The organism is Guptibacillus sedimenti (genome assembly GCF_028610665.1).
In the GTDB taxonomy this organism is placed as follows: Bacteria; Bacillota; Bacilli; order Bacillales; family Guptibacillaceae; genus Guptibacillus; species Guptibacillus sedimenti.
The window spans coordinates 990787-1017448 of record NZ_JAQQWV010000002.1 but is presented as its reverse complement, the minus strand read 5'-3'; the positions used below and the strand labels follow the sequence as shown (position 1 = coordinate 1017448).

Sequence of the window (26662 nt, the reverse complement as noted above, 5' to 3'; positions counted from 1 at the left end):
CTAATCACGAAGTCCTTCCATCAAATGAACGGTAACTTTCCCTTCCGCTAAATCAACTTGCTTTACAACCTGCTCGATGTAAGGCAATAAAAGGTCTTTACCACCGCTTATGCTTTGAACTACCCAAACATCGTTTGCTCCAGGCGATAAGATTTCTTTGATTTTCCCTAAATATTCGCCTTCTTCTGTATGAACTTCAAGTCCAATGATATCTCGGTAATAGAACTCTTCTTCGGCAAGCCGACCACCTTGATCTTCCTTAACTTTTAAAATGCCTTCTTTCATATGAACCACTTCGTTAATATTATGAAAGCCTTCAAATGTCAGTAAATCAAACTGCTTATGTTTACGGTGAGATGCAACGGTTAAAGACACTGGTTCTTCATCCTTAAATAAATAAAGCGTGCTGCCAACCGCATAACGTTCCTCCGGGAAGTCCGTTCTTGAAATCACGCGCACTTCTCCTCGCACGCCGTGAGTATTAACGATTTTGCCTACATTAAGCCATTCTGTCATATCGTGATATCCTTTCCTGTGGAATCAGGGACAATGCTTTGCACGATCCCGTCTTTAATGACTATTTTACCTTTTTGCTCTCGTGCATGCCACTTTTCACCAACTCGAACCTCTTGAATCGATTGAATCTCCCCATCGTGGATTTCAGACCCTGGTGATAACTGGTCAAGCTGATCGATCTTAAAATCCAAATAAGACATTCGTTCCGTTCTCGATCGGATTTCTTTTTCAAACTGTTCGGCAATCCACTTGTGGTCAGACGGACGCTTTTTTTGCAATCGTTTCATTTCAAATTGGAGATGTTCCTTTTCCTGTTGAAGGGCTGAGCGTTCTTTTTGCCATTGTTGTAAATAAGAAGCCCGGCTTTGCTCTGTTAAAACTTGTTTCACGTCATACGTTACAATGATTTTCATCGCACTGCCCTCCGTATGTAATGTCATTTTAATGGTCTTTAAAGTTACAAATAAAAAAGAGGAGTGTAAGCTCCCCCTAAAGTATCTCCAACTGTACGCGTTTGCTTGACTGAACAGCCGCGGCATTCATTACTGTTCGGATTGATCGAGCAACCTTCCCCTGCTTTCCAATCACTTTACCTGTATCATCGGCATGAACGTAAAGCTTGTAGATGTCCAGGCTGTTTGTTGCTTCTTTTTCAACTCGAACATCATCAGGATGATCGACAAGAGCTTTTACAATTGTTTCAACCAGGGCTTCCATGATCGTCTCCCACCTTTTTCGAAATGATGGACCAGGATACACCAAAGGAGGCTTTCAAGAAAGCCTCCTCTAAGGTGTTAAATTACTTTGTGTTTTTTGCGTTGTGAAGCTTCTCCATAAGTCCTGCAGTGGAGAATAGGTTACGTACTGTATCAGAAGGCTTAGCGCCTTTAAGCATCCAATCAAGAGCTTTCTCTTCGTTGATTTTCACTTCAACTGGATTAGCAACCGGATTGTAAGTTCCGATTTCCTCGATGAAGCGTCCGTCACGTGGTGCACGTGAATCAGCAACAACTACGCGATAGTAAGGAGCTCTTTTAGCACCCATACGCTTTAAACGAATTTTAACTGCCATGTCTTTCACCTCCAAAAAATGTTCACATAAATCAATATAATATCATAAATTTATACTCTTGTAAAGAGAAAATTTACTTCATTTTTATTGCATGAATGGGAAATTCATGCCCTTGCCTTTTTTCTTACCGCCTTTAGACATATTGGTCATCTGCTTCATCATCTTCTTCATCTCATCAAATTGCTTCAAGAGACGATTGACATCTTGAACAGACGTACCACTTCCGACGGCAATTCGCTTTTTGCGACTCGCATTGATAATATCTGGCTCTTCTTTTTCACGTGTTGTCATTGACTGAATAATGGCTTCAACCCGGCCAATCTGTTTTTCATCAACACTAACATTTTTCATGGCTTTTTTATTCATACCAGGAATCATGTCCATCAATTCATCAAGCGGTCCCATGCTTCGAACCTGACCAAGTTGATCAAGGAAATCATCAAACGTAAAACTCATCGTTCGCATCTTTTTCTCAAGCTCTTTCGCTTTGTCTTCATCAACAGAAGTCTGGGCTTTTTCAATGAGCGTTAGCACGTCACCCATGCCGAGAATTCGCGAAGCCATTCTCTCGGGATGAAACGGTTCTAGTGCATCAAGTTTTTCACCCATACCTGCGAACTTGATCGGTTTATCTGTTACAGACTTGATCGACAGTGCAGCACCACCGCGCGTGTCACCATCAAGCTTTGTTAGAACGACACCTGTAATATCAAGGGCATCATTAAAGCTTTCAGCTACATTCACAGCGTCTTGCCCTGTCATGGAATCAACCACAAGGAAGATTTCATCAGGCGTAACAGCTTCTTTCACATCTTTTAGCTCCTGCATTAGATTTTCATCAATATGCAAGCGGCCGGCCGTGTCAATAATGACATAGTCCAGATGTTCTTCTTTTGCTTTTTCAATTGCTTTGGTAGCAATTTCTACCGGACTCACTTGATCACCCATCGAGAAGACCGGCATACTAAGCTGCTTACCGAGTGTTTCAAGCTGGTTAATCGCTGCAGGGCGGTAAATATCCGCCGCTACTAAAAGTGGTTTACGGTTATGATTTTTACGTAAATGGTTTGCAAGCTTACCGACAGTTGTCGTTTTACCCGCACCCTGTAGACCGGCCATCATAATCACAGTCGGTGGGCGGTTTGAAACAGCAATCTTACTCTGTTCTCCACCCATAAGCGCTGTCAGCTCTTCATTAACGACTTTAATGACCTGCTGCCCTGGGGTCAGGCTTTTCATAACTTCCTGTCCAACGGCGCGCTCTTTGACCTTGTTGATAAACTGTTTTACGACTTTAAAGTTAACGTCCGCTTCAAGCAAGGCTAACCTTACTTCACGCATCATTTCTTTTACGTCAGCTTCCGTTACTTTCCCTTTACCGCGTATCTTCTGCAGGGTGTCTTGCAGTCGGTCGGCTAACCCTTCAAATGCCATGTTCGCCGCCTCCTAATCCAGTTTTTCAAGAGATGTTATCAACGACAGCGCCTTCGAGTTTTCATTCTCACTCATGATCGCTTCCTTGAGCTTTTCTAACAGCTCCTGTCTTTTGATGTATCGCTCGAATAGCAACAGTTTTGCTTCATATTCTTCTATCATTTGTTCTGTTCGCTTAATGTTATCATAGACAGCCTGACGGCTAACTTGAAATTCTTCTGCGATTTCACCTAATGAATAATCATCAAGGTAATACAATGCCATATAATTACGCTGTTTCGGTGTTAAAAGCGACTGATAAAAGTCGAATAACGAGTTAATTCTCATCGTTTTCTCTAGCATTGTTAACAGCCCCTTGTTAAGGTAATCACCTTTACGTTAATTATATTACTATGCGTCATTTTATTTGTCAAGATTTTTTCTTAACACAATTTACGAAGATTTTATTCTTCGTTTTCTTCCTCTTCTTCAATGATCGAAGAGAATAATCCATACACAAATGTGTCCGGATCAAATTCCTGTAAATCATCCATCTTCTCACCAAGCCCTACGAGTTTAACAGGGATATCAAGTTCATGTCGAATGGCCAGCACAATGCCACCTTTAGCTGTTCCATCGAGTTTAGTTAACGCAATGCCTGACACGTCCGTTGATTGCCCAAATTGCTTTGCCTGACTCATCGCATTTTGACCTGTTGTGGCATCAAGTACAAGAATCACCTCATGTGGACCAGATGGTACTTCACGTTGAATAACGCGCTTTACTTTTTCTAGCTCGTTCATAAGGTTTACTTTGTTCTGAAGACGCCCAGCTGTATCACAAAGCAATATATCTGCGTTACGTGATTTAGCAGATTGTACTGCATCAAAAACAACTGCCGCTGGATCTGAGCCAGCTTGATGCTTGATTACATCTACGCCAGCTCTTTCTCCCCATACATCCAGCTGTTCAATGGCACCTGCTCGGAATGTATCTCCTGCCGCGAGAACAACTTTCTTGCCTTCTTGCTTAAACTTATGCGCAAGCTTACCAATTGTCGTTGTCTTACCAACCCCATTAACCCCAACGAATAAGAAGACCGTGAGTCCCTCTTCTTGGATATTAAGCGAACCATCTTCGTCAGATTTATGGAGAAGCTCCGCTAATTTTTCTGAAATGACACTCTGAAGTTCTTTTGTATCTTTAATATTGCGCGTTCTTGCTTCATCCTTTAAAACGTCAATGAGGTCCATTACCGTCGCTACACCAACGTCAGCACTAATGAGAAGCTCCTCAAGCTCTTCGAAGAACTCTTCATCTACTTTGCGGTAGTTTTTAACGAGGTTATTCATTTTTGTTGAGAAAGACGTTCTTGTTTTCTCGAGTCCGTCTTTAAATTTCCCTGTTACATCATCTGATTGTGTCGTGAACTTATCTTTTAACTTTTTAAAAAAACTCACTTTGCATCCCCCTACTTGTTATTGCGATATTAATTGCTTCGATTCTTCAAGCCTTACGGAAACGAGTCGAGACACACCTGACTCCTGCATCGTTACGCCATAAAGCACATCCGACTCTTCCATTGTACCCTTTCTATGGGTAATAACAATAAACTGGGTTTTTTCACTAAATTGCTTCAGGTACTTAGCAAAACGCCCCACATTCGCATCATCTAATGCGGCTTCCACCTCATCAAGTACACAGAATGGGACTGGACGAACTTTTAAAATTGAAAACAGAAGCGCAATGGCAGTAAATGCCCTCTCTCCTCCCGAAAGAAGAGCAAGATGCTGCAATTTTTTCCCCGGTGGCTGGGCCAGAATATCCACGCCTGTAGAAAGAAGATTATCTGGATCGGTGAGAACAAGGTCTGCCTTTCCTCCACCAAATAATTCTTTAAAAACGATTTGGAACTGCGCACGTATTTTCGTAAACGTCTCTTCAAACCGTTTCTTCATTTCCTGATCCATTTCTTCAATGACCGCATAAAGCGTTTCTTTTGCCTGAAGAAGATCCGCTTGCTGTTCACTAAGGAACGTATAGCGCTCATTGACGCGATCGTATTCATCAATTGCGCCAAGGTTCACGGTTCCTAGTTCATCAATTTCTAATTTAATGAGCTTTAGCTTTCGCCTTGCATCTTCAGGTTCAAGGGAAAGAACATGCTTTTCCTTCGCTGCCTCATAGGTTAACTCGTATTCCTCACTTAAAATCGCCAATCTGTTCTCGAGTTCGACGTCCAAACGATTAATGCTAACTTCAACAGCCTGCATTAATCCTGAGAGCTGCTTGTCCTCTGCAACAAGAGAATCCAGCTTTGTACTAATTGTTTCAATCTCTTGTTGCAGTGAAAGCTTTGCTTCTCTCTCATTTTGAAGCGTCTCAAGCAATTTTTCTTTCTCAGAGCGGAATGAGACAATGTTTTGGTCCAGTTTCTCTTCTCCGTTAGAATTTGAAGACATCGCTTCAGATAATAGGGTGAATTCTTCTGTCGTTTCAGCCAACTGTGTATTCGTCTCATTCTGTTCTGTTGTTAAACGATCAAGCGTTTCTTTTTGATTTTGGAATGATTGCTGGTGCTCAGCCACTTTTACTTTCAGCTCAGTAATCTCGGTTTGAATTGATTCACGAGACGTTTGCTGAGTTTGTTTCTTCGCAGTTAAGTTATCGATTTTACTTTCAAGTGTTGCTGCTTGTTTCGTAATCGTTTCGAGTCGTTCTGTAAGATAGATATGGCGCTTATGATGCGTTTCAATCTCTTCTTCAATCGCTTTTTTCTCACGATCGTATAGCTGAAGACGTTCATTTGAATTACGTTCATCTCCCTCAATCGCTCGTAAGTCTCCTAAGAGAGATTGCTCTTCAAGTCTCAGATTTTCGCCACGTTCACGCATCTCATCTAGCTTTTCTTCTAGATCAGCTAAAGCAACTTTATCCTTCTTGATCTCTTGCTCGACACCCGTTGTCTTTTCCTGCATGTCCTCAAGTTTTTTGATCAGAATTTCAAGATCACGTTGACGGCTTAATAGTGATGAGGATTTCTGCTTCACACTTCCTCCGCTCATGGAGCCGCCAGGATTCACAACGTCTCCCTCTAGCGTAACGATCCGTGTTCGGTACTGCATGATTTTCGCAAGTTCATTCGCACCTTTTAGTTCTTTAGCAACAAGAACAGAGCCTAATAAATTCTCCATTATCGTCTGATACTTTGAATCAAACGTGATGAGGTCAGATGCAACGCCCACGAATGCCTCGTTTTGTTTTACGCGTTCTAAATCATAGCTCGATATCTTTCGTGACTTCACGACTGACAATGGAAGAAAAGTGGCTCGTCCGAAGCGATTCTTTTTCAAATAAGTGATTGCCTGTCTTCCCGAAGCCTCATCTTGGACGACGACATTTTGCATAGCTCCTCCAAGAGCTGTTTCAAGGGCTGTTTCCACTTCTTTAGGTACGGTAATGAGTTCAGCTACCGCTCCTTCAATACCTGAAAGGTCTTCACGGGCTTTAAGCACTTCTTTTACGCCCTGAAAGAAACCGGCATAATCGTCCTGCATTTCTTCTAACATTTCTTTCTTTGATTTGTATTGTTGAATATATTGATACGCTTGATAGAGCTTTGATTCTTTCTCACCAAGTGCTTTCTTTTTCTCTTCTACATCATGTTTGCTTTTGTAGAAGCGCGAGACGTGAGCTTCAAGTTCTTGTTTTGACTGAGCTAACTTGGCTGAGCGTTCTGCTTTCTTTTCGTCAACAGCGCTACGCTCTTCAATATATTTATGATTATCTCCATCAAGCCGATCTTTACGCTGACTAAGAATCGAAAGCTGGTCTTGAAGATAACGATTTTCGTTCCGTATTGACGCCTGCTCATTAAGCAGTTCAAAGTAATCTGACTTCATGCGATCAAGCTCTTGCTCAATGTCTTGTTCGATATCAGATAGAAGTTCTGTTTCTTTCTTCAAACTAGACTTTAATTGACCTAATTCTTTTTTCTGCTGATTAAATCGACTGCGGTGATGCTCAATTTCCTTTTCATAGTACCGCTTTTTCTCTTGTAAAAACGTCATCCGCTCTTCTAGGTTCGACCGGTTTTGATGCGCATTTTTCTTCCGTTCTTTTAGAACTTCTTTCTTTCCTTCAAGTTTCTCTAGCTCTTCACTCGTATCGAGAAGCTGCTGTTGGTAAGATTCAAGATGATGCTCACATTTGTCTAGCTTCTCTCTTGCACTTGCCAACGCCTCTTTTTTTACAGTGATCGAGTCATTTAACGTAAGTTCCTTCGCTTTTAAAGAATCAAGCTCTTCTTTCTTTAGCTTCCAAGCCTGGTGATATTCTTCAATTTCATGAACGGTAAGCGCTGCTTCGATCTTTTCAAGATCTTCACGTTTCTGCAAATAATCCTTAGCAATCGATGCCTGCATCCGAAGTGGTTCTACTTGATCTTCTAATTCATATAAAATATCCTCAACACGGTGAAGGTTATCTTCCGTTTCCTTTAATCGTGTTTCTGCTTTCGTCTTTCGCGTCTTGTATTTCAAAACGCCCGCCGCCTCTTCAAAAATTTTACGGCGTTCTTCGGATTTACTACTTAGTATCTCTTCAATTCTACCTTGTCCAATAATTGAAAAGGATTCTTTTCCAAGACCTGAGTCCATAAACAATTCAATAATATCTTTAAGTCGACATGTCTGGTTATTTAAAAGATATTCACTATCTCCTGATCGATAAACGCGTCTCGTTACGCTGACTTCGTTATAGTCGATTGGAAGATATTGATTCGTATTATCAAGCGTTAACGTAACCTCCGCTAAATTCACTGCTTTTCTTGTATCACTTCCTGCGAAAATGATATCTTCCATTTTAGCGCCTCTCAGTGACTTGGCGGATTGCTCACCAAGCACCCATCTGATGGCGTCATTAATATTACTTTTACCGCTGCCGTTCGGGCCGACAACTGATGTTACTCCTGGGACAAACTCAACTGAAATACGATCGGCAAATGATTTAAAGCCGACTACATCTAATCGTTTGAGGAACATCATCTTTCCCCCTCATCTGTTTCATCTATGTATGCAAATTAAGTACGTTTCAATTCACTAACTGTCTTATTTTATCATAAAACAATGACCTCTACGATACTGAGCTAAGACATGTTACAATAAGGAAAACCTCATCAGTCAAACAACATGAGTTGGACTCAGGAGGGATTGGTACATAACATGGCGATCTGTCGTCATTGAATACTAAATAAGGCAGGTGGAACTAATGGATCTTACGATTAAATCAGAAGAAAACCTGGCGTATATGGTCGAGAGCATAAAAGAAAAAATGCAAGTGATCAATTCAGGCATGATTAAACCAGAATCATTCGATTTATCTTCTTATGATGACATTTATGAAATTTATGTCATGCTGAATAAGAAGCAATCGCTCAGCGTTGCAGAAATGCAAGCGATTTTAGCTGAACTAGGAAAATTGCGCGCTTCTTAAACAGTCGAATAAGCTCCTAATGAAAAAGAATCCTGAGCTCAGGATTCTTTTTCATTACGTTCTTTTAAATTAATAAGTGCTTTTTGTGCAGCCATTTGTTCGGCTTCTTTCTTCGAACGTCCTACTCCAACGCCAAGGTCATTTCCATTCAACATAACTTTCGATGAGAACTCTCGGTTATGTGCGGGTCCTTTTTCATCGGTAATGACGTAATCAATAACTCCAAGGCTTTCACGCTGAATGACTTCCTGAAGCTGACTTTTATAATCCATCACATGAGAAAAAGCACCGGCGTTAATTTTCGGATAAACAAACTTTTCAAGAAATCCAAAGACGACTTCAAGACCTTGATCAAGATACAAAGCACAAACGAACGACTCAAATACATCCGCAAGAAGTGCCGGGCGCATTCTTCCACCCGTCATCTCTTCTCCCTTACCAAGAAGCACGAGATGTCCAAAATTCATGTCATTTGCGAATTGAACAAGTGATGGCTCACAAACAATTGCTGCTCTTAGCTTTGTTAGCTGACCTTCACTCATATTTGGGTACTTTTCATATAAGTATCTTGATATCGTAAGCTCAAGTACGGCATCTCCTAGAAATTCAAGACGTTCATTGTCCATCTGCGGATGCAGTCGATGCTCATTCACATAGGATGAATGGGTAAAAGCTTGAAAAAGAAGTTGTTCATTTTCGAACGATACACCAATTTCCTTTTGAAAAGCAGTGAATTGCGATTTGATTGCCTCTCCAACCACGAGTTGTCGTGAATGCTTAGGTTTGAAACGTCTGGCTCTCGTTTTTGGTGAATGTTTTGATTTGGACATAGATACCTCCACGACTGATCACTATCATCTTTTTACTCTGGAGCTTTATTAACAGGAATAAAACCCCGTCAAGCGGGGCTTATTCCATCACTTCAGGTTAACCTGAAGATTATTGATGGCTGTTTATGTAATCAATTACATCGCCAACTGTTACAATTTTCTCAGCATCTTCATCAGAAATTTCAAGATCAAACTCATCTTCAAGTTCCATGACTAATTCCACTACATCAAGGGAATCGGCACCAAGGTCGTCTTTGAAAGAAGCTTCTGGTTTAATCTCAGATTCTTCAACTCCAAGACGATCAACAATAATCTTTGTTACACGCTCTAGTGTATCTGCCATTAGACTCACCTCCCCTCAAGCTATTATAGGATATATAAAACAAAAAAACTAGACGTTGATAAAAAAGTTACATGATCATGCCGCCATCAATGTGAAGCGTTTGTCCAGTGATATAATTGGCATCATCTGAAACGAGGAACTTCGTTGCTTTAGCAATATCAAGAGCTGCACCAAGTCGACCAAGTGGGATTTGTCCTTTCATTCCGCTTTTCACATCATCAGAAAGGTCGTCTGTCATATCTGTTTCAATGAAACCAGGCGCAAGTGCATTAACAGTAATGTTACGGCTCGCAAGTTCTTTAGCAGTTGTTTTCGTTAAACCGATCACGCCTGCTTTCGCTGCTACATAGTTCGCTTGTCCAGCATTCCCAGCTACACCAACAACAGACGCTACGTTTACAATACGGCCATAGCGCTGTTTCATCATTTGACGAGTAACGGATTTCGTACAGTTAAAGACACCTTTTAAGTTCGTGTCGATAACAGCATCCCACTCTTCTTCTTTCATTCGCATAATCAGATTATCACGTGTAATGCCAGCATTATTTACAAGTACTTCAAGGCTACCGAATGTTGAGACAACTTCCTTAATCATGCTCTGAACTTCGTCCATACTTGCAACATTCGCTTTAATGGCAATCGCATTGCCGCCAGCTGCCTTAATCTCATCTACCACGCTGTTTGCTTTCGCTTCACTTCCTGCGTAGTTGACTGCAACATTCATACCTTCTTTCGCAAGTTCTAAAGCAATTGCACGTCCAATTCCACGGGAAGCACCTGTTACTAGAGCCGTTTTATTTTCAGCCATTCTTTATTCCTCCCCTAACTTTTCAATAAGTTGATCGAGCTGCTCTGGCGTCCCGACGGCATGAACGGATGCACGACGGTTAACTTTTTTCACAAGCCCAGAAAGAACATTACCAGGACCAATCTCGATAAAGGTATCAACACCAAGATCCATTAGCTTTCTTACTGTATCTTCCCAAAGTACAGGGGAATAGATTTGTTCCAATAAGTGTTTTTGAATTTCTTTTCCTGAAGTAGATGGTTCAGCTGTGACATTTGCAACAACAGGAATCGAAGCATCTTTAATCTCAATCGCTTCTAGAATCGCTGATAGTTGATCTGCAGCAGGCTTCATAAGGCTTGAATGAAACGGTCCACTGACTTGAAGCGGAATGACACGTCTTGCGCCATTTTCTTTTGCCACTTCAGATGCTTTTTCAACGCCTGCTTTTGCACCAGAAATGACAATTTGCCCAGGACTGTTCAAGTTTGCAAGCTGAACTGTTGCGGTCGTTGCCGTAACTTCATCCACCACTTTTTGCAAGTCTTCACGTTCCATACCCATAATCGCTGCCATTGCTCCTTCACCTGAAGGAACGGCTTCCTCCATATAAAGACCGCGATTTCTTACAGCGAAAACAGCATCTGAAAACGAAAGCGCTCCTGAAGCAACTAGAGCTGAATATTCGCCTAGACTATGACCGGCCGTATAATCCGCTGTAATCCCTTTTTCTCGAAGTGCTTCAAGAACTGCTACACTTGTCGTTACAAGCGCAGGCTGAGCGTTTTCAGTTCTTGTTAACGTCTCAATAGGTCCGTTCATAATTAATTTCGTTAGCTCAAAGTTGAGTCGATGATCAGCCTCTGTAAATACATCTTTCGCTACTGAATAAGCTTCCATAAATTCTTGCCCCATTCCAACAGCCTGTGAACCTTGACCTGGAAATAGAAAAGCGGTTTTACCCATGATTATTCTCCTTCCTCTTTGACAAGAGATGATTGAATTGCAGATACTACATTTCCTGTCACCATCATTCTAGCTTGCTTAATCGCGCTGAATACAGCTCTTCCATTTGACGATCCATGTGCTTTAATAATAGGAGCATTTAGACCAAATAATCCTGCACCACCATACTCCGAATAATCGAGCTTTGTAGATAAATTCTTAAGCTTTGGTTTTAGTACACCCGCTGCTACTTTACTTGTAAACGAGCTTGTAAGTTCTTCCTTCAACATTTTGAACATCGTTAAGGCTGTACCTTCAATTGTTTTTAAAACCAAATTTCCGGAAAACCCATCACACACAACAACATCTGCTTCGTTACCAAGAATGTCTCTTGACTCCACGTTACCTACAAAGTTCAGGCCACTATTTTGTAGGAGTGCATATGCCTGCTTGCTTAGCTCATTTCCTTTTCCTTCTTCTGTACCGATGTTTAATAAACCAACGCGCGGATTATTAACACCACGCACTTTCTCAGCATAAACCGAACCCATATGAGCGTATTGAAGAAGGTGCTCTGGTTTCGCATCCATATTCGCTCCAACATCGAGCAGAACAAAACCAGCTTCATCAATTGTTGGGAGCGTTGGCGCTAATCCTGGACGATCAATCCCCTTAATACGGCCGACATAAAGCAATCCTGCTGCCATTAACGCACCAGTATTACCAGCTGATATAGCAGCATCTGCGCGCCCTTCCTTTACTTCATTTACAGCTAAAACCATCGAAGCGTTTTTCTTTCTTCGAACAGCTTTTACTGGCTGATCGTCTGACGAGATGTATTCTTCTGTATGTAAAACTGTGATTCGATCTTTTTTTCCTTTTAACAGCGAATTGATCTTCTTTTCGTCTCCCACAACCGTAACAGACAAATCATTGAACGCTTCAATCGCTTCATATACACCATCTATTATGGCATCAGGTGCATTGTCTCCACCCATTGCGTCAATTGCAAGTCTCATTTTCAAACAACTTCCCTTCAGGGTTTAGTCGAGCGATACATAACAAATTCACCAGAAAAGACATTCTCATTCTGGACAAAGCTATTTACTTCAACCGTCGTTCTGTCTTTTCGCTGGTCTGTGACAAGTGCTTTTGCTACCACTCGTTCTCCTTCTTTCACTTGACTAGAAAAGCGAATATTCGCTTTAGCCGTCAGTGCAAGTTCATCATCAATTATCGCTACAGCAAGTGAATTGGCTTGAGCGAAAAGATGATGACCTCTTGCAATTTTGTTTCTAGAAAAAACGTGTTCTGGACGAATATCAAGGATTGAAATGGCACTTTCATCAAGCTGGAGATCAATCACTTGTCCGATCACTTCATCGATCGGAAGAGCTTTTACTTCATCAAGCTGCTGCTGAGCCACGTATTTTATTCTCTCTCGAAGCTCTGGAATAGAAAGCTCCATTCGATCGAGTCTTATCGTTTGAATACTAACGTTAAACTTTTCAGCAAGCTCTTCATCCGTAATAAAGGGTGTGCTCTCAATTGTTTCCTTAAGCTGACTTTGCCGGTCTTTCTTACTCCTTTTCATCTACTACCGCCGCCTATCTAGCATTAATAAACGGATAAAGAGGATCACATGATCCTCTTTATCTCAGTCTTATGACTAGGTCCTAAAAGGTAGTATATACTTTGCGGTAGTATTATGCAAGCTAATCCAGCTTTTCTCCGCTTAAAACACCTTGTTCAGTAAGGTAGTCTCGTAAACTACGATACGTTTCATCTTCCCAGAATGCGGTCGATTCAACAAGTGCAGAAGCATCATTTCGAGCCACTTCAAGTACGCGATAATCGTGCACTAAATCGGCTACTTTAAATTCTGGTAGGCCGCTTTGCTTTCGTCCAAAAAAGTCCCCGGGGCCACGAAGCTCTAAGTCACGCTGAGAAAGAACAAAACCATCGTTCGATTCCGTCATGATTTGCATCCGTTCTTTACCGACTTCTGATTTTGGATCAGCAAGAAGTACACAGTAAGATTGCTCACTGCCTCGACCAACGCGACCTCGCAATTGATGAAGCTGCGCCAGACCAAAACGTTCAGCATCATAGATCACCATGATCGTCGCATTTGGTACATTTACCCCCACTTCTACGACTGTGGTCGAAACGAGAAGCTGGACGTTATTCGTACTAAACTCTTCCATCACTTCTTCTTTCTCATCTGAGCTAAGTCGTCCATGCATTAAGCCCACCTGATAACCGGGAAGAGCTGTTTGCATTTGAAAATGAACGTCAATCGCATTTTGAACATCAAGCTTTTCAGACTCTTCGATCAGAGGACAAATGACATAGCCTTGTCTCCCTTGATCGAGTTCTTTTTTCACAAAATCAATCACTCGCGGAAGCATGTCTGGTTTCGCCCAATACGTTTCAATTGGTTTACGACCTGCAGGCATTTCATCAATGGTAGATACATCCATGTCACCAAAAACTGAGATGGCGAGCGTTCTTGGAATCGGCGTCGCAGTCATATAGAGAACGTCAGGACTCAGTCCCTTTTCTCGTAAAACACGACGCTGATTTACACCAAAACGATGCTGCTCATCTGTAATGACGAGCCCGAGGTTTTCGAACACAACTTCATCCTGTATCAGCGCATGCGTGCCAATAAGAAGATCGACTTCTCCAAGAGCCAGACGTTCTAGTATCTCACGTCGCTTCTTCCCCTTCACTGATCCCGTTAACAACTCCACATTCAGTTTCTCGCCAAGAAGTTCTTGAAAAGATTCATAATGCTGCTCAGCAAGTATTTCGGTTGGCACCATCAATGCCCCCTGATGACCAGCAAGGTATGAAGCGTATAAGCCAATCGCAGCCACAACCGTTTTACCTGAACCAACATCTCCCTGTAGCAGTCGATTCATCCGATAGTCACTCTGCATATCCTTCAATATTTCGCCAACTACGCGATTTTGAGCACCAGTTAATGGAAAAGGAAGGCTTTCTATAAACGCATCCAGCTTCTCCTTTTCAAACACTTGTGAAGCTCCTTTTGTACTTTCCCGTTCACGCTTTCGAAACACCTGCATCTTCAGCTGAAATTGAAGTAATTCTTCATAGACGAAGCGACGTCTTGCTTGCTTTAGCCCGTCATGTGAAGGTGGAGCGTGCATCATAAAGACAGCATCTTTTCGCGGCATCAATTTATACCGCTCAAGCATTTGAGGAGGAAGATTTTCTTCTATTTGTTCCCCAAACTGATTCAACGCAAGCTGAATATAACGTTTCATCGCTTTCACCGTTACGTCCCCACCGACAGGGTAGATCGGTTCTATCGTGCCGTCTGGATTATGACTAGAAAACGTAATTTCATTTGCTGAGAGGGTCATTTTATGTTGATCCCATTTCCCAGTCACCGTAACAATCTGACCTAGCGTAAACTGCTTTTTTAAGAAGGCACGATTAAAAAAAACGGCTGTTATGAGGAATTTCCCTACTAACAGCCTTACGGACAATCGTGATTTCTTCTTTCCATAAAAGCGGACTACCGGTTCACTATGAACTTTCCCTTCAAGCGTTGCTCGTTCTTCATGCTTCACTTCAGCTAGATCTTTTAGCTCATAATCTTCATACCGAAATGGAAAATATTCAATTAAATCTTGTATGTTATGAATTCCGATCGATGAAAGAGAAGCCGCTTTCTCATCACCAATCCCTTTTATTTGCGTAATCCGATCGTCCATTCTTTCTCACTCATTTCCTATCAAGGGATACTCCAAAGATTTTCGCTTCGAGCTCACGTCCCGTTGGTGTAGCTGCAAGTCCCCCTTGTGCTGTTTCACGAAGGGCAGATGGCATGGTTTGTCCAATTTTATACATCGCATCAATTACTTCATCACATGGAATGCGACTTGTAATACCAGCAAGAGACATATCTGCTGCTACGAGGGCATTAGAAGCACCCATTGCATTACGTTTTACACACGGTACTTCAACAAGGCCTGCAACAGGGTCACATACAAGACCAAGCATGTTTTTAAGTGCAATAGCAAACGCGTGAGAAGATTGTTCTGGCGTTCCCCCCATTAGTTCCACAATCGCTGCTGCAGCCATCCCTGTTGCAGAACCTACTTCAGCCTGACAGCCACCAGCTGCACCTGAAATAGAAGCATTATTCGCTACAACAAACCCAAATGCTCCAGAAGTGAAGAGATACCTTACCATCTGCTCTTCTGTCGGATTTACTTTTTCACGAATTGCAAATAAAGTACCTGGTACAACTCCAGCCGATCCTGCTGTCGGCGTTGCACAAATTGTGCCCATTGCTGCGTTTACTTCATTTGTGGCGATCGCTTTACTAACAGCATCAAGCATCGTATGACCTGACAACGAGTTTCCAGACTTCATATAGTTTTGAAGAAGAACAGCGTCTCCACCTGTTAAGCCGGAATGTGATTTAACATCTTCATTAATTCCTCTTTCAACCGCCTGCTCCATGACAACCAGATTATTTTTCATTTGATTGTAAACTTCTTCACGTGTACTGCCTCTGAAATCCATTTCTTGTTCAATCATTATTTCTGAGATTGGCTTATTTTTCGATTGCGCCAATTCTACCAATTCTGCTACATTACGAAACATACCTTTTCCTCCTTTATGCATCAATCGCTAATTTTTGCAACTTGTATAATGTTAGGCAACGATTCCACTTCATCTAATACAATTTGTGGAATGTTTTGATCCACTTCAATCGTCATTAGCGCTTCTTTGCCCTTCTCTTTTCGTGATACATTCATGTGACCAATGTTAATCTCATGTTTGGCTAACGTGTTTGATACACCTGCAATCGCGCCGAATCGATCATTGTGAACAACGAGAATCGCTGGACTATTCCCTGAAAGTCCTAGCGCAAATCCATTTAGTTCAATAACCTCGATTTTACCACCGCCGATGGAAATCCCAACAAGCTCAAGTTCTCCCTTTTCGTCTGATAGGTTGATGCGCGCAGTATTTGGATGATCTGTGATCGCATCTTCTTCCGTAAAGCGAACTTTGATTTTCTTTTCCTTCGCTATTGTAAGCGCATTCACGATTCTCTCGTCGTATGTATCAAAATCGAGAACGCCACCGATTAGGGCCACGTCAGTACCATGTCCTTTGTAAGTTCTTGCAAACGATCCGTATAGTGAAACGGTGATCGACTTAGGCTCACGACCAAACAAATGTCTTGCCACACGACCTATTCTAGCTGCTCCAGCTGTATGGGAACTTGATGGACCAATCATTACAGGTCCAATAATATCGAATACACTGCGAAACTTCACGTTGACGCCACCTCTCAACTTGCTTTATTTAATAAAAGGAGTTCTTTACAGAAAAAGAAAACCTGGCTCATGCCACGTTTCTTTTTCCGCAACTATTTATTCAATCTACTCCACGGCCATAATATAGGCATAGATCGGTTGTTTACCTTCGTGAACCTCAACTTCAACTTCTTCAAACTTCTCTTCGATATAAGCTACAAGGGTTTCTGCTTCTTCCTGCTCAGCGTCTTCCCCGTAAATAATCGTAACAATTTCATCGTCTTCAGTAATCATAGATGCTAAAAGCGCCTTAGCTACTTCAAGACGTTCTTGTTCAGAAACAACAATTTTACCGTCCGCGATTCCCATAAAGTCGTCTTTTGCGATATCAATCCCGTCAATCTTCGTATCGCGTACAGCAAACGTTACTTGACCTGATTTTACAGCTGAAAGACTATCTTTCATCGCTTCTTCATTTGCTTGAGCACTAGCGGAAGGGTTAAAGCCAAGGAGACTCGAAATACCCTGTGGCACCGTCTTAGATGGAATAACAATGACGTTCTCATCAACGACAGAAGCAGCCTGCTGTGCAGTCATCACAATATTGCTATTGTTTGGCAAAATAATGATATTATTAGCGTACACTTCTTCAATTGCCTTGATGATATCTTCTGTGCTCGGGTTCATAGTCTGTCCACCCGGGATGACGTAATGAGCGCCAAGGCTCTCAAACAATGTTGCAATTCCTTCGCCCATTGAAACCGTAATAATCCCGTACTCTTTACGTTCAGCAGGTTTCTCTTTCTTCTCCCGCTTCGGACTCTCTTCTTTCACGATTGTTGAGTGCTGCTCGCGCATGTTCTCAATTTTAATCTTAATTAAGCTCCCGTAATTTTGTGCATACGTCATAATGTTTCCCGGATATTCAGTATGCATATGTACTTTAACGAGATCATCGTCAGAGACAACTAGCAAGGAGTCACCATGCTTATCAAGTTCATTTCGAAATGCTTCCTCGTCATAAGGTGATTTGGCAAGCTTTTCTTCTTCAAATTGAACCATGAACTCTGTACAGTAGCCAAATTCAATGTCTTCTGTTTTCATATGACCCTGTGCACTTTTGTGGTGCTCAGCTCGCACAAGCTCATCCATCTTCTCTTCATCAACGGAAGAATCAGGTGTTTCTTTTCCTTCAAGAACAGCAAGGAATCCTTCATAGATTAACAATAGACCCTGACCGCCAGAATCAACTACGCCAACTTCTTTTAGTACAGGAAGGAGATCCGGTGTACGGTTTAAAGACTCTCTTCCTTCTTTTACAACCACCTGCATCAGCTCGACAACGTCTGATATTTTTTTGGCAGACTTCACTGCTTTACGAGCAGCATCCTTTGCAACGGTAAGAATGGTGCCTTCCACTGGCTTCATAACAGCTTTATAGGCAGAATCCACGCCATTCTCAAGTGCGGCAGCTAACTCGACGCTTGTAATCTCAGACTTTCCTTCAATTGACTTTGAAAAGCCTCGAAATAGCTGAGACAGAATAACGCCAGAATTCCCGCGTGCGCCCATCAGTAAGCCTCTTGCAAAAAGGGATGCCACGTCTCCTACTTTATCAGAGCTGCTTGATCTTACTTCAGCTGCTCCAGATGTAATTGTTAAGTTCATATTTGTACCAGTATCTCCATCTGGTACAGGGAAAACATTTAGCGCATCTACCATTTTGGCATTCTTTGAAAGATTATTTGCTCCTTCAAGAACCATGTGCGCAAAACGCTTCCCATCAATCTTTTGAATCGTCACAGACTTTTCCTCCTAACTCCACTTATGGGTTGGTCACTCTAACCCCTTGGACGTAAATGTTTACTGAATCAACTGATAGCCCGAGCATTTGATCAAGCTGATATTTTACTTTTGTTTGCACGTTATGAGCTACTTCTGAAATTTTAGTGCCGTAGCTTACGATAATGTACATGTCAATGTTAAGGTCATCTTCATCTTTACGTACGACAATCCCTCTGCTAAAGTTATCTTTCCCCAATAGTTCAGTGATGCCGTCTTTTAATTGCTTTTGCGAAGCCATTCCAACGATACCATAACAATCAATTGCTGCGCCACCTGCAATCGCAGCGACTACTTCCGTCGAAATATCAATTTGTCCGTACTGGGTTTTCATTTCAATTGCCATTATATTTCCTCCCTTAGCGATTTAAGAACTGACCACTTAACAGTTTTATCCTCAATAAGATTCTATTCATAACATTATAAAGTAAAAATAAATCCTTTGCAGAGCTAACGTTATTTTACTACAATATCACATATAATAAAAGTTCATCATTTAAAACCTCTATTATGATAAGCTTTTACTGTTAAGTTTTTTTCTTGATAAGACGTGTTAAACATCTTGCATTCACTACACCTACATGATACTATAGTGGAGGATTTATCCTGCACTTTTTGTGCAATGTAGGACAGTAAGGAGGTAGAAACAATGGCTAAATGTGCAATCACTGGACGCAAGACTTCGTTTGGTAACAAGCGTTCTCACGCGTTGAATACAACAAAACGTAAATTTGGTGCTAACCTTCAAAAGGTACGCATCATGGTAGATGGTAAACCTAAGAAAGTTTATGTATCTGCTCGTGCTCTTAAATCAGGCAAAATCGAACGCGCATAGTAAACGTAAAAAAAAGCACCCAATTGGGTGCTTTTTTTCATTTCAACTACTCATTTTTTTTAAAAGACCCGAGCACAGCTCTTACAAAACCACCGAGAAATTTTGGTAATTTAATCGTATAAAACTTCATATTTCCCCCTCCTCAGAAAGTCAAAGATGGACCCCAGGATGAACAATATGAGAATATAAGATGCATTACTATTATATTCGCCGAAATTGAAATAGTACCTAAACCTGCTCGGCGTCCGAACTTCTTACCACCAATAGTATGCCACTACTAAATGAATAAGACCCATTTTCCTCGACCAGTTCATTGCTAATGCAGAGACTGGATCCCCAGGATATATGCCTTTCTATCAATGGATAACGGTAGCCAACAAGTGTTAAACCAGTTACTTCAGGAGTAAAAGAAAGAAAGGACATATATGGAAAACGAGCGTCCTTTTGAGCAGAGTATGTACCGGGCTCTTTCATTTCTAATCGGTTTAATTTATCCTCAATGGAAAGTGATACGTTTGCTTTCACACCCTTGATTAACATTTGGACGTTCATCCAGCTATGATCAAGCCTTCCCCCTGTTACTCCAAACATCGTAATCGCATCAGGGTTTTCATCGATTGCCCAATCGAGTGCAATTTCTAGATCTGTGTGATCTTTTTCTGATGGATAAACGGTAAAAGGCAAATCATGTGTTTCCATCCATTTCCGTTCTTCCGCGCTGACTGAGTCAAAATCCCCAAATCCATGTTCAGGAATAATACCATTTTTTAATAGTGTATAGACGCCACGATCCACCCCAATCCACCTAACATCTTTTTCTTTAAGAAGATGAGCTGGAAGGTCCTCTTCCGGTCCTCCTGCCACAATATAAATGTGCTTTGAACTCATTGTTTATGCACCAACTTAGGTGCTTGATGTGAGAGCAAGGCAAGAACGATGATCGAGACGGCGGCAGTTGGCAGTAAATAAGACGCGTTATAAAGGAATGAATATAATGCCACAGGTGTCCCTTCTGGTGCCATATCACCGAACCAGATCACTCCAGAAATAAAATGACTGACCAATCGAAGAAGTGATCCAGTTAGGCATCCAAGAACAATCATCGTCATGCGCTTTCGTTTCGGTGCGTCCACTGTCACACTGAAAATCCCAGCCATACCAACAATCATAAAGGCGGTGGGATAATCTAGTAAAAATTGAATGGGATGAACATAAAAAGGCGGGACGATCAGAGGTTGCAAAATCCCAACTAATAATCCGGTTGTTAAACCTGCACCTAGCCCTCTTCGGTAAGCGATTAAAAAAATGGGCACCATGGCTAGCGACACGGAACCACCATTTGGCCATAACCTGATTGACAATAAATCTAGTATCACGCCAACAGCAGCCATTAAAGCGATCTCTACAAGCAAAAGAAGCCGATTATCTTTCTTCATGAATCCTAATTCCTCCATTACCTAAGCTTTGTTTATGAAAAAACAGCGGGAAGAGCCCCGCTGTTTTATGATTGACGTATTTGATCAATGGCCGCTTTTCGATCAGATTGACTATAAATTGCTGACCCCGCAACGAGCACAGTAGCTCCTGCTTCAATACATGCACGAGCCGTCTCCGCGTTCACTCCACCATCCACTTCAATTTCCGGGGAGACGCCTAATGAATCTGCAAGCTGTTTCGTCTCTGTAATCTTAGAAAGCACGCGGTCAATAAACGCCTGTCCTCCGAAGCCAGGATTTACCGTCATTAGTAAGACTAAGTCGACATCCTCAATAACGTGTTTAATTGCATCAACAGGTGTGGCTGGGTTAATGACAACACCTGCTTTAGCACCTTTGCTTTTAATTAGTTGAATTGTCCGATGAAGATGCGGACAAGCTTCAGCGTGAACCGTAAGAATATCGGCGCCAGCCTCCGCAAATTCTTCAATGTACTGATCGGGATTTTCAATCATAAGATGAACATCTAACGGTAGTGAAGTTACCGGACGTAGCGCGCGTACAATTGGTGCACCAATTGTAATATTAGGAACAAAGTGTCCATCCATCACATCAACGTGAATGTAGTCAGCTCCTGCTGCTTCAACGTCTTTTACTTCCTCACCTAATCTGGCAAAATCTGAAGCTAGAATAGAAGGGGCAATTTTTATCATGTTAGTACCTCCGTTTTTGATCCTTGATTTCCTGGAAAAAAGAAGAATAATGATCGTAACGATACGCTTTAATTTCTTCTTTTTCTACCGCTACTTTAACCGCGCAGCCTGGTTCTGATTGATGAGTACATGCGCGAAATTTGCAATCGCTACTTTTCGCCCGAATTTCAGGGAAATAAAGCCATAGATCGTCCGCTTCAATCCCCCTAAAATCAAGTGAGCTAAAGCCAGGCGTGTCAGCGACTAAACCAGAGCCGAAAGGAATGAGCTCAACATGCCTTGTCGTATGTTTACCTCGACCAAGATGCGTTGAGATATCACTCGTATCGAGCTCTAGATCAGGGTTGATAGCGTTCAATAGCGAAGACTTCCCTACCCCGGATTGCCCTGCAAACACCGTTACTTTCTCTTGAAAATACGGTTCAATTTCTGAAACGCCTGAGAGACTTTCTGCAGACGAAACAATCACATCGTACCCTACCTCTCGGTAATCATCTGCGTACGCCAGTATTTCACTTTCTTCCACATTTGAAACAAGATCAATCTTCGAGATGCAGATAATTGGTCGAATATCACTCGCTTCAATATGAACAAGAAATTTGTCAAGAAGCTGTGTATTAAACGTTGGTTGCGTTGCTGAAAAAACAAGAAATGCTTGATCAACGTTCGCAATTGGGGGACGCACCAATTCATTTTCTCTTTCATTAATTTCAAGAACGTAACCATCCGTTTTATTTTCTGCTTCATATACAACAAAGTCACCAACAAGAGGGGTGATCTTCCGCTTTCTGAAGTTCCCTCTTCCTCGACATTGGTAAATTTCTTTATTAACTTCATCCTGCACGTAATAAAAGCCGCTTAATGCTTTAATTATTCTTCCATCTGCCATGTAGGACTCCTTACTCATTTTTACCGTATTTTTGTTTTGCTTCTTCGTACGTGATGGTTTTGGAGTTTTTTTTCTTCTCTTTTCCATCTACATACGTTTTGTACGACGCTTCCTCACCAGGATAGATCGTTAAATCAAAATTAATTTCCTTTGTTTCAGTAATGGTTTCCGAGATTTCTTCGCCTTCTGTTGTCGAATCGGTATAAAGGATTTCAATTAAATGTTCCTCACCCTTTTTCACATCGATCGTAAAGGAGTTAGGAACAACAATCGCTTCCTCTTCAGGTGAAGGTTCAGGTTCAGGCTTAGGCTCTGGTTCGGGCTCTGGTTCGGGTTCAGGCTCTGGTTCAGGCTCTGGTTCAGGCTCTGGTTCAGGCTCTGGTTCAGGACCTTTAGATAAGGTAATTGTAATCTCATCACCTTTTTTCACTTGAGCAGCTGTACTTGGAGAATGAGAAACAACAGATCCTTCTTCGACAGAGTCGCTAAATTCTGGCTCATCATATGCGAGCTTTAACTCTTTATTCCCCGCATACTCTTCCACTTCGGCTTTCGTTTTATCTTTTAAATCTTCAAGAGGAAATGATTCTGAACCTAAGCTATACCAAATCACGATCGCGTCTTCTGTTGGCAGGACCATTTTCCCAGATTCAGGACTTTGATCAAAAATTTCACCTTCAGGAGCATCGTCACGGTATTCGTCTTCGAATTTAATGTTCTCAAATCCCTGTTCTTTTAATAAAGCTTCCACTTCATCTTTCTGTTTCCCTATATAATCACCGAGCTCTGTTTTTTCAGCCCCTATACTAACATAAAGTGTGACCGTACTATCTTCTTTCACCATTGTCCCAGAAGTAGGATCCTGACTGATAACCTCATCTTCCTCTACTTCTTCACTAAACTGCTCTTCTTTTTTTACATCAAGTTTTTGTTCAATTAATGCGGATCTTGCTTCCTCGTATTCCATTCCCGTTACATCCGGAACTTCCACATCACTCACATAGAAGAGATCAGGCATAAATGTGAAGGCTAGCGCACCTGCACCGCCAAGAAGTAAGAGTAGGAGCATCACAAGTATTGCGATCTTTCCTGCCTTCTTTTTCTTTTTTGGAGGAGGCTGTGGCTCACTAGATTCTTCATTTTGAACAGGTTGTTGCGGCACCGTATTCTGTCCTCCATCTCGACTATCAGGTATGACAGGTGTTAAGACTTTTGTCGCTTCTTCATCATCCTGCTCAGGTGGTTTTTCATAAACTTTTGTCGGATCGAGAGCCATATCGAGCGCTTCATACATTTCTTGCGCACTTTGATAACGTTGGACAGGTTCCTTGGCCATCGCCTTCATAATAATATGCTCGACATTTCTTGGTAGAAAGGTATTAATTAAACTAGGCTTAGGAAAACGATCTTGTAGGTGCTTTAACGCGACAGAAACCGGAGAGTCACCTGAAAACGGAAGCACTCCTGTTACCATTTCGTATAGCACGACTCCAAGAGAATAAATATCTGACCGTTCATTCGCCAATGCCCCACGGGCCTGTTCAGGCGAGAAATAATGAACAGAGCCTAGTACCGAATTGGTATGCGTAATCGTTGCGGAAGTCATCGCCATCGCGATTCCAAAATCCGTTACTTTTGCATCTCCATACTCATCAATAAGAATATTATGGGGCTTAATGTCCCGGTGAATGATGTGATTCTCATGGGCATGCTCAATAGCAGACGTCATTTGTTTCATAATATCTAGCGCTTCTTCAATAGGCAGAGCGCCACGATCACGAATCTTTTGCTTGAGCGTGGTTCCTGCTACGTATTCCATAACGATGTAGTAAAAATTCTCTTCTTCCCCAACGTCATAGATTGACACTACGTTCGGATGCGCCAGGCTGGTCGCAGATTCAGCTTCGCGACGAAATCGCTTGATAAAATCATCATCTTGGGAGAATTCTGGACGAAGCAGCTTTACAGCAACCGTCCGATCCAGGATTAAATCTAAAGCTCGATAGACGATAGCCATCCCGCCGTCTCCAATGACTTCAAGCAGTTTGTAACGTCCATTAATATGCTTACCTAGCATGAGGTTTCACTTCCAGAAGCTGAAGAGTTCTCAATTATTGCAACTGTAATGTTATCCTCTCCACCTGCTTCGTTCGCTAAGCGAATAAGCTCTGTTGCCTTCTCTTTAAGAGAACCTTCAGAGTTCATCACTTTTTCCAAGTCATTGTCTGATACTTTATTTGTTAACCCATCAGAGCAAAAAAGCGCCGCTTCATGTTCATCCCACTCGAACGTGTGAATGTCTACTTTCACATCATCATCTGTTCCAAGTGCACGCAAGAGAACGTTTTTCCGTGGGTGATCTTCCGCTTCTTCTGCTGAAAGCTGACCGCTCTTCACGAGTTCATTTACAAGAGAATGGTCACTTGTTTTTTGATTAAGTACACGATCTCCAAATAAATAAGCCCGGCTGTCTCCAACGTGGCCAATCGTAATAAATTCATTTGTACAAACTGCGGCGACAAGCGTTGTGCCCATCCCGGCATATTCAGGTTTTTCTTTTGAAAAGGCAAGGATCGTTTCATTTGCTTTTCGAATCGTATGTAAAAGCCATGCTTCCGCTCTTCCCGGGCGAAATCCTGCTTTTTCATCTTTCCAACTTATCTCCAATGATTCAACCGCGAGTGCACTTGCCACGTCACCTGCCTGATGACCACCCATTCCATCTGCTACTATGACTAAATATTCGTCTAGGTGATTGCGGAGAAATGTTGTGCTATCTTCATTGTATGCCCTTACTTGGCCTTGATCTGTCAATGCGATTGCTTGCATGTGATTACCCCGTCTCCTCTTATCACAAGAATGCGGGAAGAATCGCCTGTAAACAGACGATTCACCAGCATCCAGCATTATTTTTTAACTAAACATGCGATATAAAATCCATCCGTGCCAAAATAATGTGGGAGAAGCTGAAGTTGTCCTTCTTCACAATACTCCGCCACTTCCTTAGGCAAACGGTTAGAGAGTGTTTTGTCTAAGGTGAATTCAGGATGTTCTTCCAAGAATTGTTTTACCACTTCCTGGTTTTCTGCTCCTTCTATTGTACACGTACTGTAAACCAATTTTCCACCTGGTTTTAAAAGAGGCGCCTGGGCTTCGAGAATTCCTTTTTGCACAACCGTAATGCGCTCGATATCTTCCTCTTTTTTCGACCATTTAATATCAGGCTTTCTTCTTAACACACCAAAACCAGTACATGGAGCGTCGACGAGAATGCGATCAAATGATTTGGCTTTAAAGCGTTCACCTACATTTCGGCTATCCAGTGTCTCTGCTTCAATCGCACGTAAGTTCAAACGCTGGGCCTGCTTCTTGATTAATTTCACTTTATGAGCATGAAGATCAAGAGAATTTACGTGTCCAGATCCATTAAGTCGCTCTGCGATGTGAGTTGATTTCCCACCTGGTGCTGCGCACGCATCAAGAACTTTCTGACCAGGTTCAACGCCAAGTGCTCGTGCTACAAGCATCGAACTTTCGTCTTGAATCGTTAAGTCACCGCGCTTATAAACGTCTGTATCAAGAACCTTCCCTTGAATGACTTTAATGGCATCTTCTGATAAACTTCCTGGAACCGCTTCTACGCCTACCTTTGCAAGATCGTCGATCACTTGATTAACAGATGTTCGTGTCACATTCACACGAGCCGTTACATAAGGGGCAAGTAGGTTCTCTTCACACATTGCTTCCGTTGCTTCAACACCAAGTTGGTCGATCCAACGTTGCACGAGCCAGAGTGGGTGACTTTTTGCGATCGAAATGCGTTCTGCAACATCCTCTATCGCTTCAGGGTTCTTAAGTCCTTTGCGTTGGGTATTCCGAAGCACTCCGTTCACCATACCACTGATGCCTTTATGTCCTCGTTTTTTAGCTATTTCAACCGCTTCATGAATAATGGCACGATCCGGTACACGGTCAAGATAAACCATTTGATAAAGGGAAAGTTGTAAAAGAGAAATAACCCACGTCTGAATTCTTTTCCGATTTGTTAGAAAATCATCGAGGTAGAAGTCAAGAGTATTCTTTCGCTGAATCGTTCCGTATACGATTTCGGTTAACAAGCCCGTATCTTTACGACTTAACTGGTGCTTTTTAATTGTTTCATTTAACAACAGGTTGCTATATGCCTGGTTTTTATTGATTTTTTCAATTACATCAAGTGCTGCTTCTCTTACGTTTGTCATA

The 26662-nt window shown here is 41.9% G+C and carries 29 protein-coding genes; 2 read left to right on the top strand and 27 right to left on the bottom strand.

Features of this window, described 5'->3' with window-relative positions; all coding sequences use genetic code 11:
- The 8 genes from rimM to smc form a co-directional block, all read right to left on the bottom strand.
- Entirely contained in the window at nt 1-516 is a 516-nt protein-coding gene (rimM, locus tag PQ578_RS13635; RefSeq protein ID WP_160919300.1) for a ribosome maturation factor RimM, read from the bottom strand.
- Entirely contained in the window at nt 513-929 is a 417-nt protein-coding gene (locus PQ578_RS13630) for a YlqD family protein (RefSeq protein ID WP_273834832.1), read from the bottom strand. The genes rimM and PQ578_RS13630 overlap by 4 nt, the downstream gene beginning before the upstream one ends.
- Before the next feature lie 76 nt (nt 930-1005).
- The gene (locus tag PQ578_RS13625) at nt 1006-1233 is read right to left on the bottom strand and encodes a KH domain-containing protein (protein ID WP_098443359.1); all 228 of its coding nucleotides are present in this window, start codon (nt 1231-1233) and stop codon (nt 1006-1008) included.
- 82 nt (nt 1234-1315) lie between these two features.
- Nucleotides 1316-1588 carry a 30S ribosomal protein S16 gene (gene rpsP / locus PQ578_RS13620; RefSeq protein WP_098443358.1) on the bottom strand — a complete coding sequence of 91 codons (273 nt, stop codon included), beginning with the start codon at nt 1586-1588 and terminating at the stop codon, nt 1316-1318.
- Between the two features lie 84 nt (nt 1589-1672).
- Entirely contained in the window at nt 1673-3022 is a 1350-nt protein-coding gene (gene ffh / locus PQ578_RS13615) for a signal recognition particle protein (RefSeq protein WP_098443357.1), read from the bottom strand.
- 12 nt (nt 3023-3034) lie between these two features.
- On the bottom strand, nt 3035-3364 hold the full coding sequence (locus PQ578_RS13610) for a putative DNA-binding protein (protein ID WP_098443356.1): 330 nt from the start codon (nt 3362-3364) through the stop codon (nt 3035-3037).
- Nucleotides 3365-3465: 101 nt separating this feature from the next.
- The gene (ftsY, locus tag PQ578_RS13605) at nt 3466-4461 is read right to left on the bottom strand and encodes a signal recognition particle-docking protein FtsY (protein ID WP_098443355.1); all 996 of its coding nucleotides are present in this window, start codon (nt 4459-4461) and stop codon (nt 3466-3468) included.
- An 18-nt stretch (nt 4462-4479) separates the two neighbouring features.
- Nucleotides 4480-8043 carry a chromosome segregation protein SMC gene (gene smc / locus PQ578_RS13600; protein ID WP_273834831.1) on the bottom strand — a complete coding sequence of 1188 codons (3564 nt, stop codon included), beginning with the start codon at nt 8041-8043 and terminating at the stop codon, nt 4480-4482.
- A 226-nt stretch (nt 8044-8269) separates the two neighbouring features.
- Between smc and PQ578_RS13595 the strand changes: the two genes are divergently transcribed.
- The gene (locus tag PQ578_RS13595; protein ID WP_098443353.1) at nt 8270-8494 is read left to right on the top strand and encodes a DUF1128 domain-containing protein; all 225 of its coding nucleotides are present in this window, start codon (nt 8270-8272) and stop codon (nt 8492-8494) included.
- Between the two features lie 38 nt (nt 8495-8532).
- Here the strand turns inward: PQ578_RS13595 and rnc are convergent, their stop codons facing one another.
- The 11 genes from rnc to PQ578_RS13540 form a co-directional block, all read right to left on the bottom strand.
- Nucleotides 8533-9324 (bottom strand): ribonuclease III, encoded by a 792-nt coding sequence (gene rnc, locus PQ578_RS13590; protein ID WP_273834830.1) that lies wholly within the window; start codon nt 9322-9324, stop codon nt 8533-8535.
- A gap of 109 nt (nt 9325-9433) precedes the next feature.
- The gene (gene acpP, locus PQ578_RS13585) at nt 9434-9667 is read right to left on the bottom strand and encodes an acyl carrier protein (protein ID WP_048309824.1); all 234 of its coding nucleotides are present in this window, start codon (nt 9665-9667) and stop codon (nt 9434-9436) included.
- A 67-nt stretch (nt 9668-9734) separates the two neighbouring features.
- Nucleotides 9735-10475 (bottom strand): 3-oxoacyl-[acyl-carrier-protein] reductase, encoded by a 741-nt coding sequence (gene fabG, locus PQ578_RS13580; protein WP_273834827.1) that lies wholly within the window; start codon nt 10473-10475, stop codon nt 9735-9737.
- A 3-nt stretch (nt 10476-10478) separates the two neighbouring features.
- Nucleotides 10479-11420, bottom strand: coding sequence for an ACP S-malonyltransferase (fabD, locus tag PQ578_RS13575; protein WP_273834826.1), 942 nt, complete (start codon nt 11418-11420; stop codon nt 10479-10481).
- Nucleotides 11421-11422: 2 nt separating this feature from the next.
- Nucleotides 11423-12418, bottom strand: a complete 996-nt coding sequence (gene plsX / locus PQ578_RS13570; protein WP_273834825.1) for a phosphate acyltransferase PlsX — start codon at nt 12416-12418, stop codon at nt 11423-11425.
- Nucleotides 12419-12435: 17 nt separating this feature from the next.
- Nucleotides 12436-12993 carry a transcription factor FapR gene (fapR, locus tag PQ578_RS13565; RefSeq protein WP_165995360.1) on the bottom strand — a complete coding sequence of 186 codons (558 nt, stop codon included), beginning with the start codon at nt 12991-12993 and terminating at the stop codon, nt 12436-12438.
- A gap of 121 nt (nt 12994-13114) precedes the next feature.
- Nucleotides 13115-15145, bottom strand: a complete 2031-nt coding sequence (gene recG / locus PQ578_RS13560) for an ATP-dependent DNA helicase RecG (RefSeq protein WP_273834824.1) — start codon at nt 15143-15145, stop codon at nt 13115-13117.
- A 10-nt stretch (nt 15146-15155) separates the two neighbouring features.
- A complete protein-coding gene (sdaAA, locus tag PQ578_RS13555; protein ID WP_273834823.1) occupies nt 15156-16043 on the bottom strand; it encodes an L-serine ammonia-lyase, iron-sulfur-dependent, subunit alpha in 888 nt (295 codons plus the stop codon).
- Between the two features lie 20 nt (nt 16044-16063).
- Nucleotides 16064-16726, bottom strand: coding sequence for an L-serine ammonia-lyase, iron-sulfur-dependent subunit beta (gene sdaAB, locus PQ578_RS13550; protein ID WP_273834822.1), 663 nt, complete (start codon nt 16724-16726; stop codon nt 16064-16066).
- A 105-nt stretch (nt 16727-16831) separates the two neighbouring features.
- Nucleotides 16832-18508 carry a DAK2 domain-containing protein gene (locus tag PQ578_RS13545; RefSeq protein ID WP_273834821.1) on the bottom strand — a complete coding sequence of 559 codons (1677 nt, stop codon included), beginning with the start codon at nt 18506-18508 and terminating at the stop codon, nt 16832-16834.
- A gap of 22 nt (nt 18509-18530) precedes the next feature.
- Complete coding sequence (locus PQ578_RS13540; RefSeq protein ID WP_048309833.1) at nt 18531-18893, bottom strand: Asp23/Gls24 family envelope stress response protein; 363 nt, start codon at nt 18891-18893, stop codon at nt 18531-18533.
- 303 nt (nt 18894-19196) lie between these two features.
- Here PQ578_RS13540 and rpmB point away from each other — a divergent pair, with 303 nt between their 5' ends.
- A complete protein-coding gene (rpmB, locus tag PQ578_RS13535; protein WP_098443343.1) occupies nt 19197-19382 on the top strand; it encodes a 50S ribosomal protein L28 in 186 nt (61 codons plus the stop codon).
- 46 nt (nt 19383-19428) lie between these two features.
- Here the strand turns inward: rpmB and spoVM are convergent, their stop codons facing one another.
- From spoVM to rsmB, 8 genes are all read right to left on the bottom strand, one after another.
- A complete protein-coding gene (gene spoVM, locus PQ578_RS13530) occupies nt 19429-19512 on the bottom strand; it encodes a stage V sporulation protein SpoVM (RefSeq protein ID WP_048309835.1) in 84 nt (27 codons plus the stop codon).
- Nucleotides 19513-19610: 98 nt separating this feature from the next.
- The gene (locus PQ578_RS13525) at nt 19611-20270 is read right to left on the bottom strand and encodes a thiamine diphosphokinase (protein WP_273834817.1); all 660 of its coding nucleotides are present in this window, start codon (nt 20268-20270) and stop codon (nt 19611-19613) included.
- Entirely contained in the window at nt 20267-20818 is a 552-nt protein-coding gene (gene thiT / locus PQ578_RS13520; RefSeq protein ID WP_273834815.1) for an energy-coupled thiamine transporter ThiT, read from the bottom strand. Before thiT ends, PQ578_RS13525 begins: the two co-directional genes overlap by 4 nt.
- Before the next feature lie 65 nt (nt 20819-20883).
- The gene (rpe, locus tag PQ578_RS13515) at nt 20884-21531 is read right to left on the bottom strand and encodes a ribulose-phosphate 3-epimerase (RefSeq protein ID WP_273834814.1); all 648 of its coding nucleotides are present in this window, start codon (nt 21529-21531) and stop codon (nt 20884-20886) included.
- Between the two features lies 1 nt (nt 21532).
- Nucleotides 21533-22420 (bottom strand): ribosome small subunit-dependent GTPase A, encoded by an 888-nt coding sequence (gene rsgA / locus PQ578_RS13510; protein WP_273834813.1) that lies wholly within the window; start codon nt 22418-22420, stop codon nt 21533-21535.
- 10 nt (nt 22421-22430) lie between these two features.
- Nucleotides 22431-24497: a Stk1 family PASTA domain-containing Ser/Thr kinase gene (gene pknB, locus PQ578_RS13505; RefSeq protein WP_273834812.1), complete on the bottom strand. Its 2067-nt coding sequence runs from the start codon at nt 24495-24497 to the stop codon at nt 22431-22433.
- A complete protein-coding gene (locus PQ578_RS13500; RefSeq protein WP_273834811.1) occupies nt 24491-25249 on the bottom strand; it encodes a Stp1/IreP family PP2C-type Ser/Thr phosphatase in 759 nt (252 codons plus the stop codon). Before PQ578_RS13500 ends, pknB begins: the two co-directional genes overlap by 7 nt.
- A 77-nt stretch (nt 25250-25326) precedes the next feature.
- Nucleotides 25327-26661, bottom strand: coding sequence for a 16S rRNA (cytosine(967)-C(5))-methyltransferase RsmB (gene rsmB, locus PQ578_RS13495; RefSeq protein ID WP_273834810.1), 1335 nt, complete (start codon nt 26659-26661; stop codon nt 25327-25329).
- Nucleotide 26662 lies beyond the last annotated feature (1 nt).

Bases quoted from the DNA above. Each gene is read 5' to 3' on its own strand.
- sdaAA (WP_273834823.1), bottom strand. From the start codon at position 16,043: ATGTTTCGTAATGTAGCAGAATTGGTAGAATTGGCGCAATCGAAAAAT.
- acpP (WP_048309824.1), bottom strand. From the start codon at position 9,667: ATGGCAGATACACTAGAGCGTGTAACAAAGATTATTGTTGATCGTCTT.
- pknB (WP_273834812.1), bottom strand. From the start codon at position 24,497: ATGCTAGGTAAGCATATTAATGGACGTTACAAACTGCTTGAAGTCATT.
- fabG (WP_273834827.1), bottom strand. From the start codon at position 10,475: ATGGCTGAAAATAAAACGGCTCTAGTAACAGGTGCTTCCCGTGGAATT.
- ffh (WP_098443357.1), bottom strand. From the start codon at position 3,022: ATGGCATTTGAAGGGTTAGCCGACCGACTGCAAGACACCCTGCAGAAG.
- PQ578_RS13610 (WP_098443356.1), bottom strand. From the start codon at position 3,364: ATGCTAGAGAAAACGATGAGAATTAACTCGTTATTCGACTTTTATCAG.
- rsmB (WP_273834810.1), bottom strand. From the start codon at position 26,661: ATGACAAACGTAAGAGAAGCAGCACTTGATGTAATTGAAAAAATCAAT.
- rimM (WP_160919300.1), bottom strand. From the start codon at position 516: ATGACAGAATGGCTTAATGTAGGCAAAATCGTTAATACTCACGGCGTG.
- smc (WP_273834831.1), bottom strand. From the start codon at position 8,043: ATGTTCCTCAAACGATTAGATGTAGTCGGCTTTAAATCATTTGCCGAT.
- spoVM (WP_048309835.1), bottom strand. From the start codon at position 19,512: ATGAAGTTTTATACGATTAAATTACCAAAATTTCTCGGTGGTTTTGTA.
- fabD (WP_273834826.1), bottom strand. From the start codon at position 11,420: ATGGGTAAAACCGCTTTTCTATTTCCAGGTCAAGGTTCACAGGCTGTT.
- rnc (WP_273834830.1), bottom strand. From the start codon at position 9,324: ATGTCCAAATCAAAACATTCACCAAAAACGAGAGCCAGACGTTTCAAA.
- fapR (WP_165995360.1), bottom strand. From the start codon at position 12,993: ATGAAAAGGAGTAAGAAAGACCGGCAAAGTCAGCTTAAGGAAACAATT.
- plsX (WP_273834825.1), bottom strand. From the start codon at position 12,418: ATGAGACTTGCAATTGACGCAATGGGTGGAGACAATGCACCTGATGCC.
- PQ578_RS13500 (WP_273834811.1), bottom strand. From the start codon at position 25,249: ATGCAAGCAATCGCATTGACAGATCAAGGCCAAGTAAGGGCATACAAT.
- PQ578_RS13595 (WP_098443353.1), top strand. From the start codon at position 8,270: ATGGATCTTACGATTAAATCAGAAGAAAACCTGGCGTATATGGTCGAG.
- rsgA (WP_273834813.1), bottom strand. From the start codon at position 22,420: ATGGCAGATGGAAGAATAATTAAAGCATTAAGCGGCTTTTATTACGTG.
- rpmB (WP_098443343.1), top strand. From the start codon at position 19,197: ATGGCTAAATGTGCAATCACTGGACGCAAGACTTCGTTTGGTAACAAG.
- rpsP (WP_098443358.1), bottom strand. From the start codon at position 1,588: ATGGCAGTTAAAATTCGTTTAAAGCGTATGGGTGCTAAAAGAGCTCCT.
- recG (WP_273834824.1), bottom strand. From the start codon at position 15,145: ATGGACGATCGGATTACGCAAATAAAAGGGATTGGTGATGAGAAAGCG.
- thiT (WP_273834815.1), bottom strand. From the start codon at position 20,818: ATGAAGAAAGATAATCGGCTTCTTTTGCTTGTAGAGATCGCTTTAATG.
- PQ578_RS13630 (WP_273834832.1), bottom strand. From the start codon at position 929: ATGAAAATCATTGTAACGTATGACGTGAAACAAGTTTTAACAGAGCAA.
- PQ578_RS13540 (WP_048309833.1), bottom strand. From the start codon at position 18,893: ATGGCAATTGAAATGAAAACCCAGTACGGACAAATTGATATTTCGACG.
- PQ578_RS13625 (WP_098443359.1), bottom strand. From the start codon at position 1,233: ATGGAAGCCCTGGTTGAAACAATTGTAAAAGCTCTTGTCGATCATCCT.
- PQ578_RS13525 (WP_273834817.1), bottom strand. From the start codon at position 20,270: ATGAGTTCAAAGCACATTTATATTGTGGCAGGAGGACCGGAAGAGGAC.
- rpe (WP_273834814.1), bottom strand. From the start codon at position 21,531: ATGATAAAAATTGCCCCTTCTATTCTAGCTTCAGATTTTGCCAGATTA.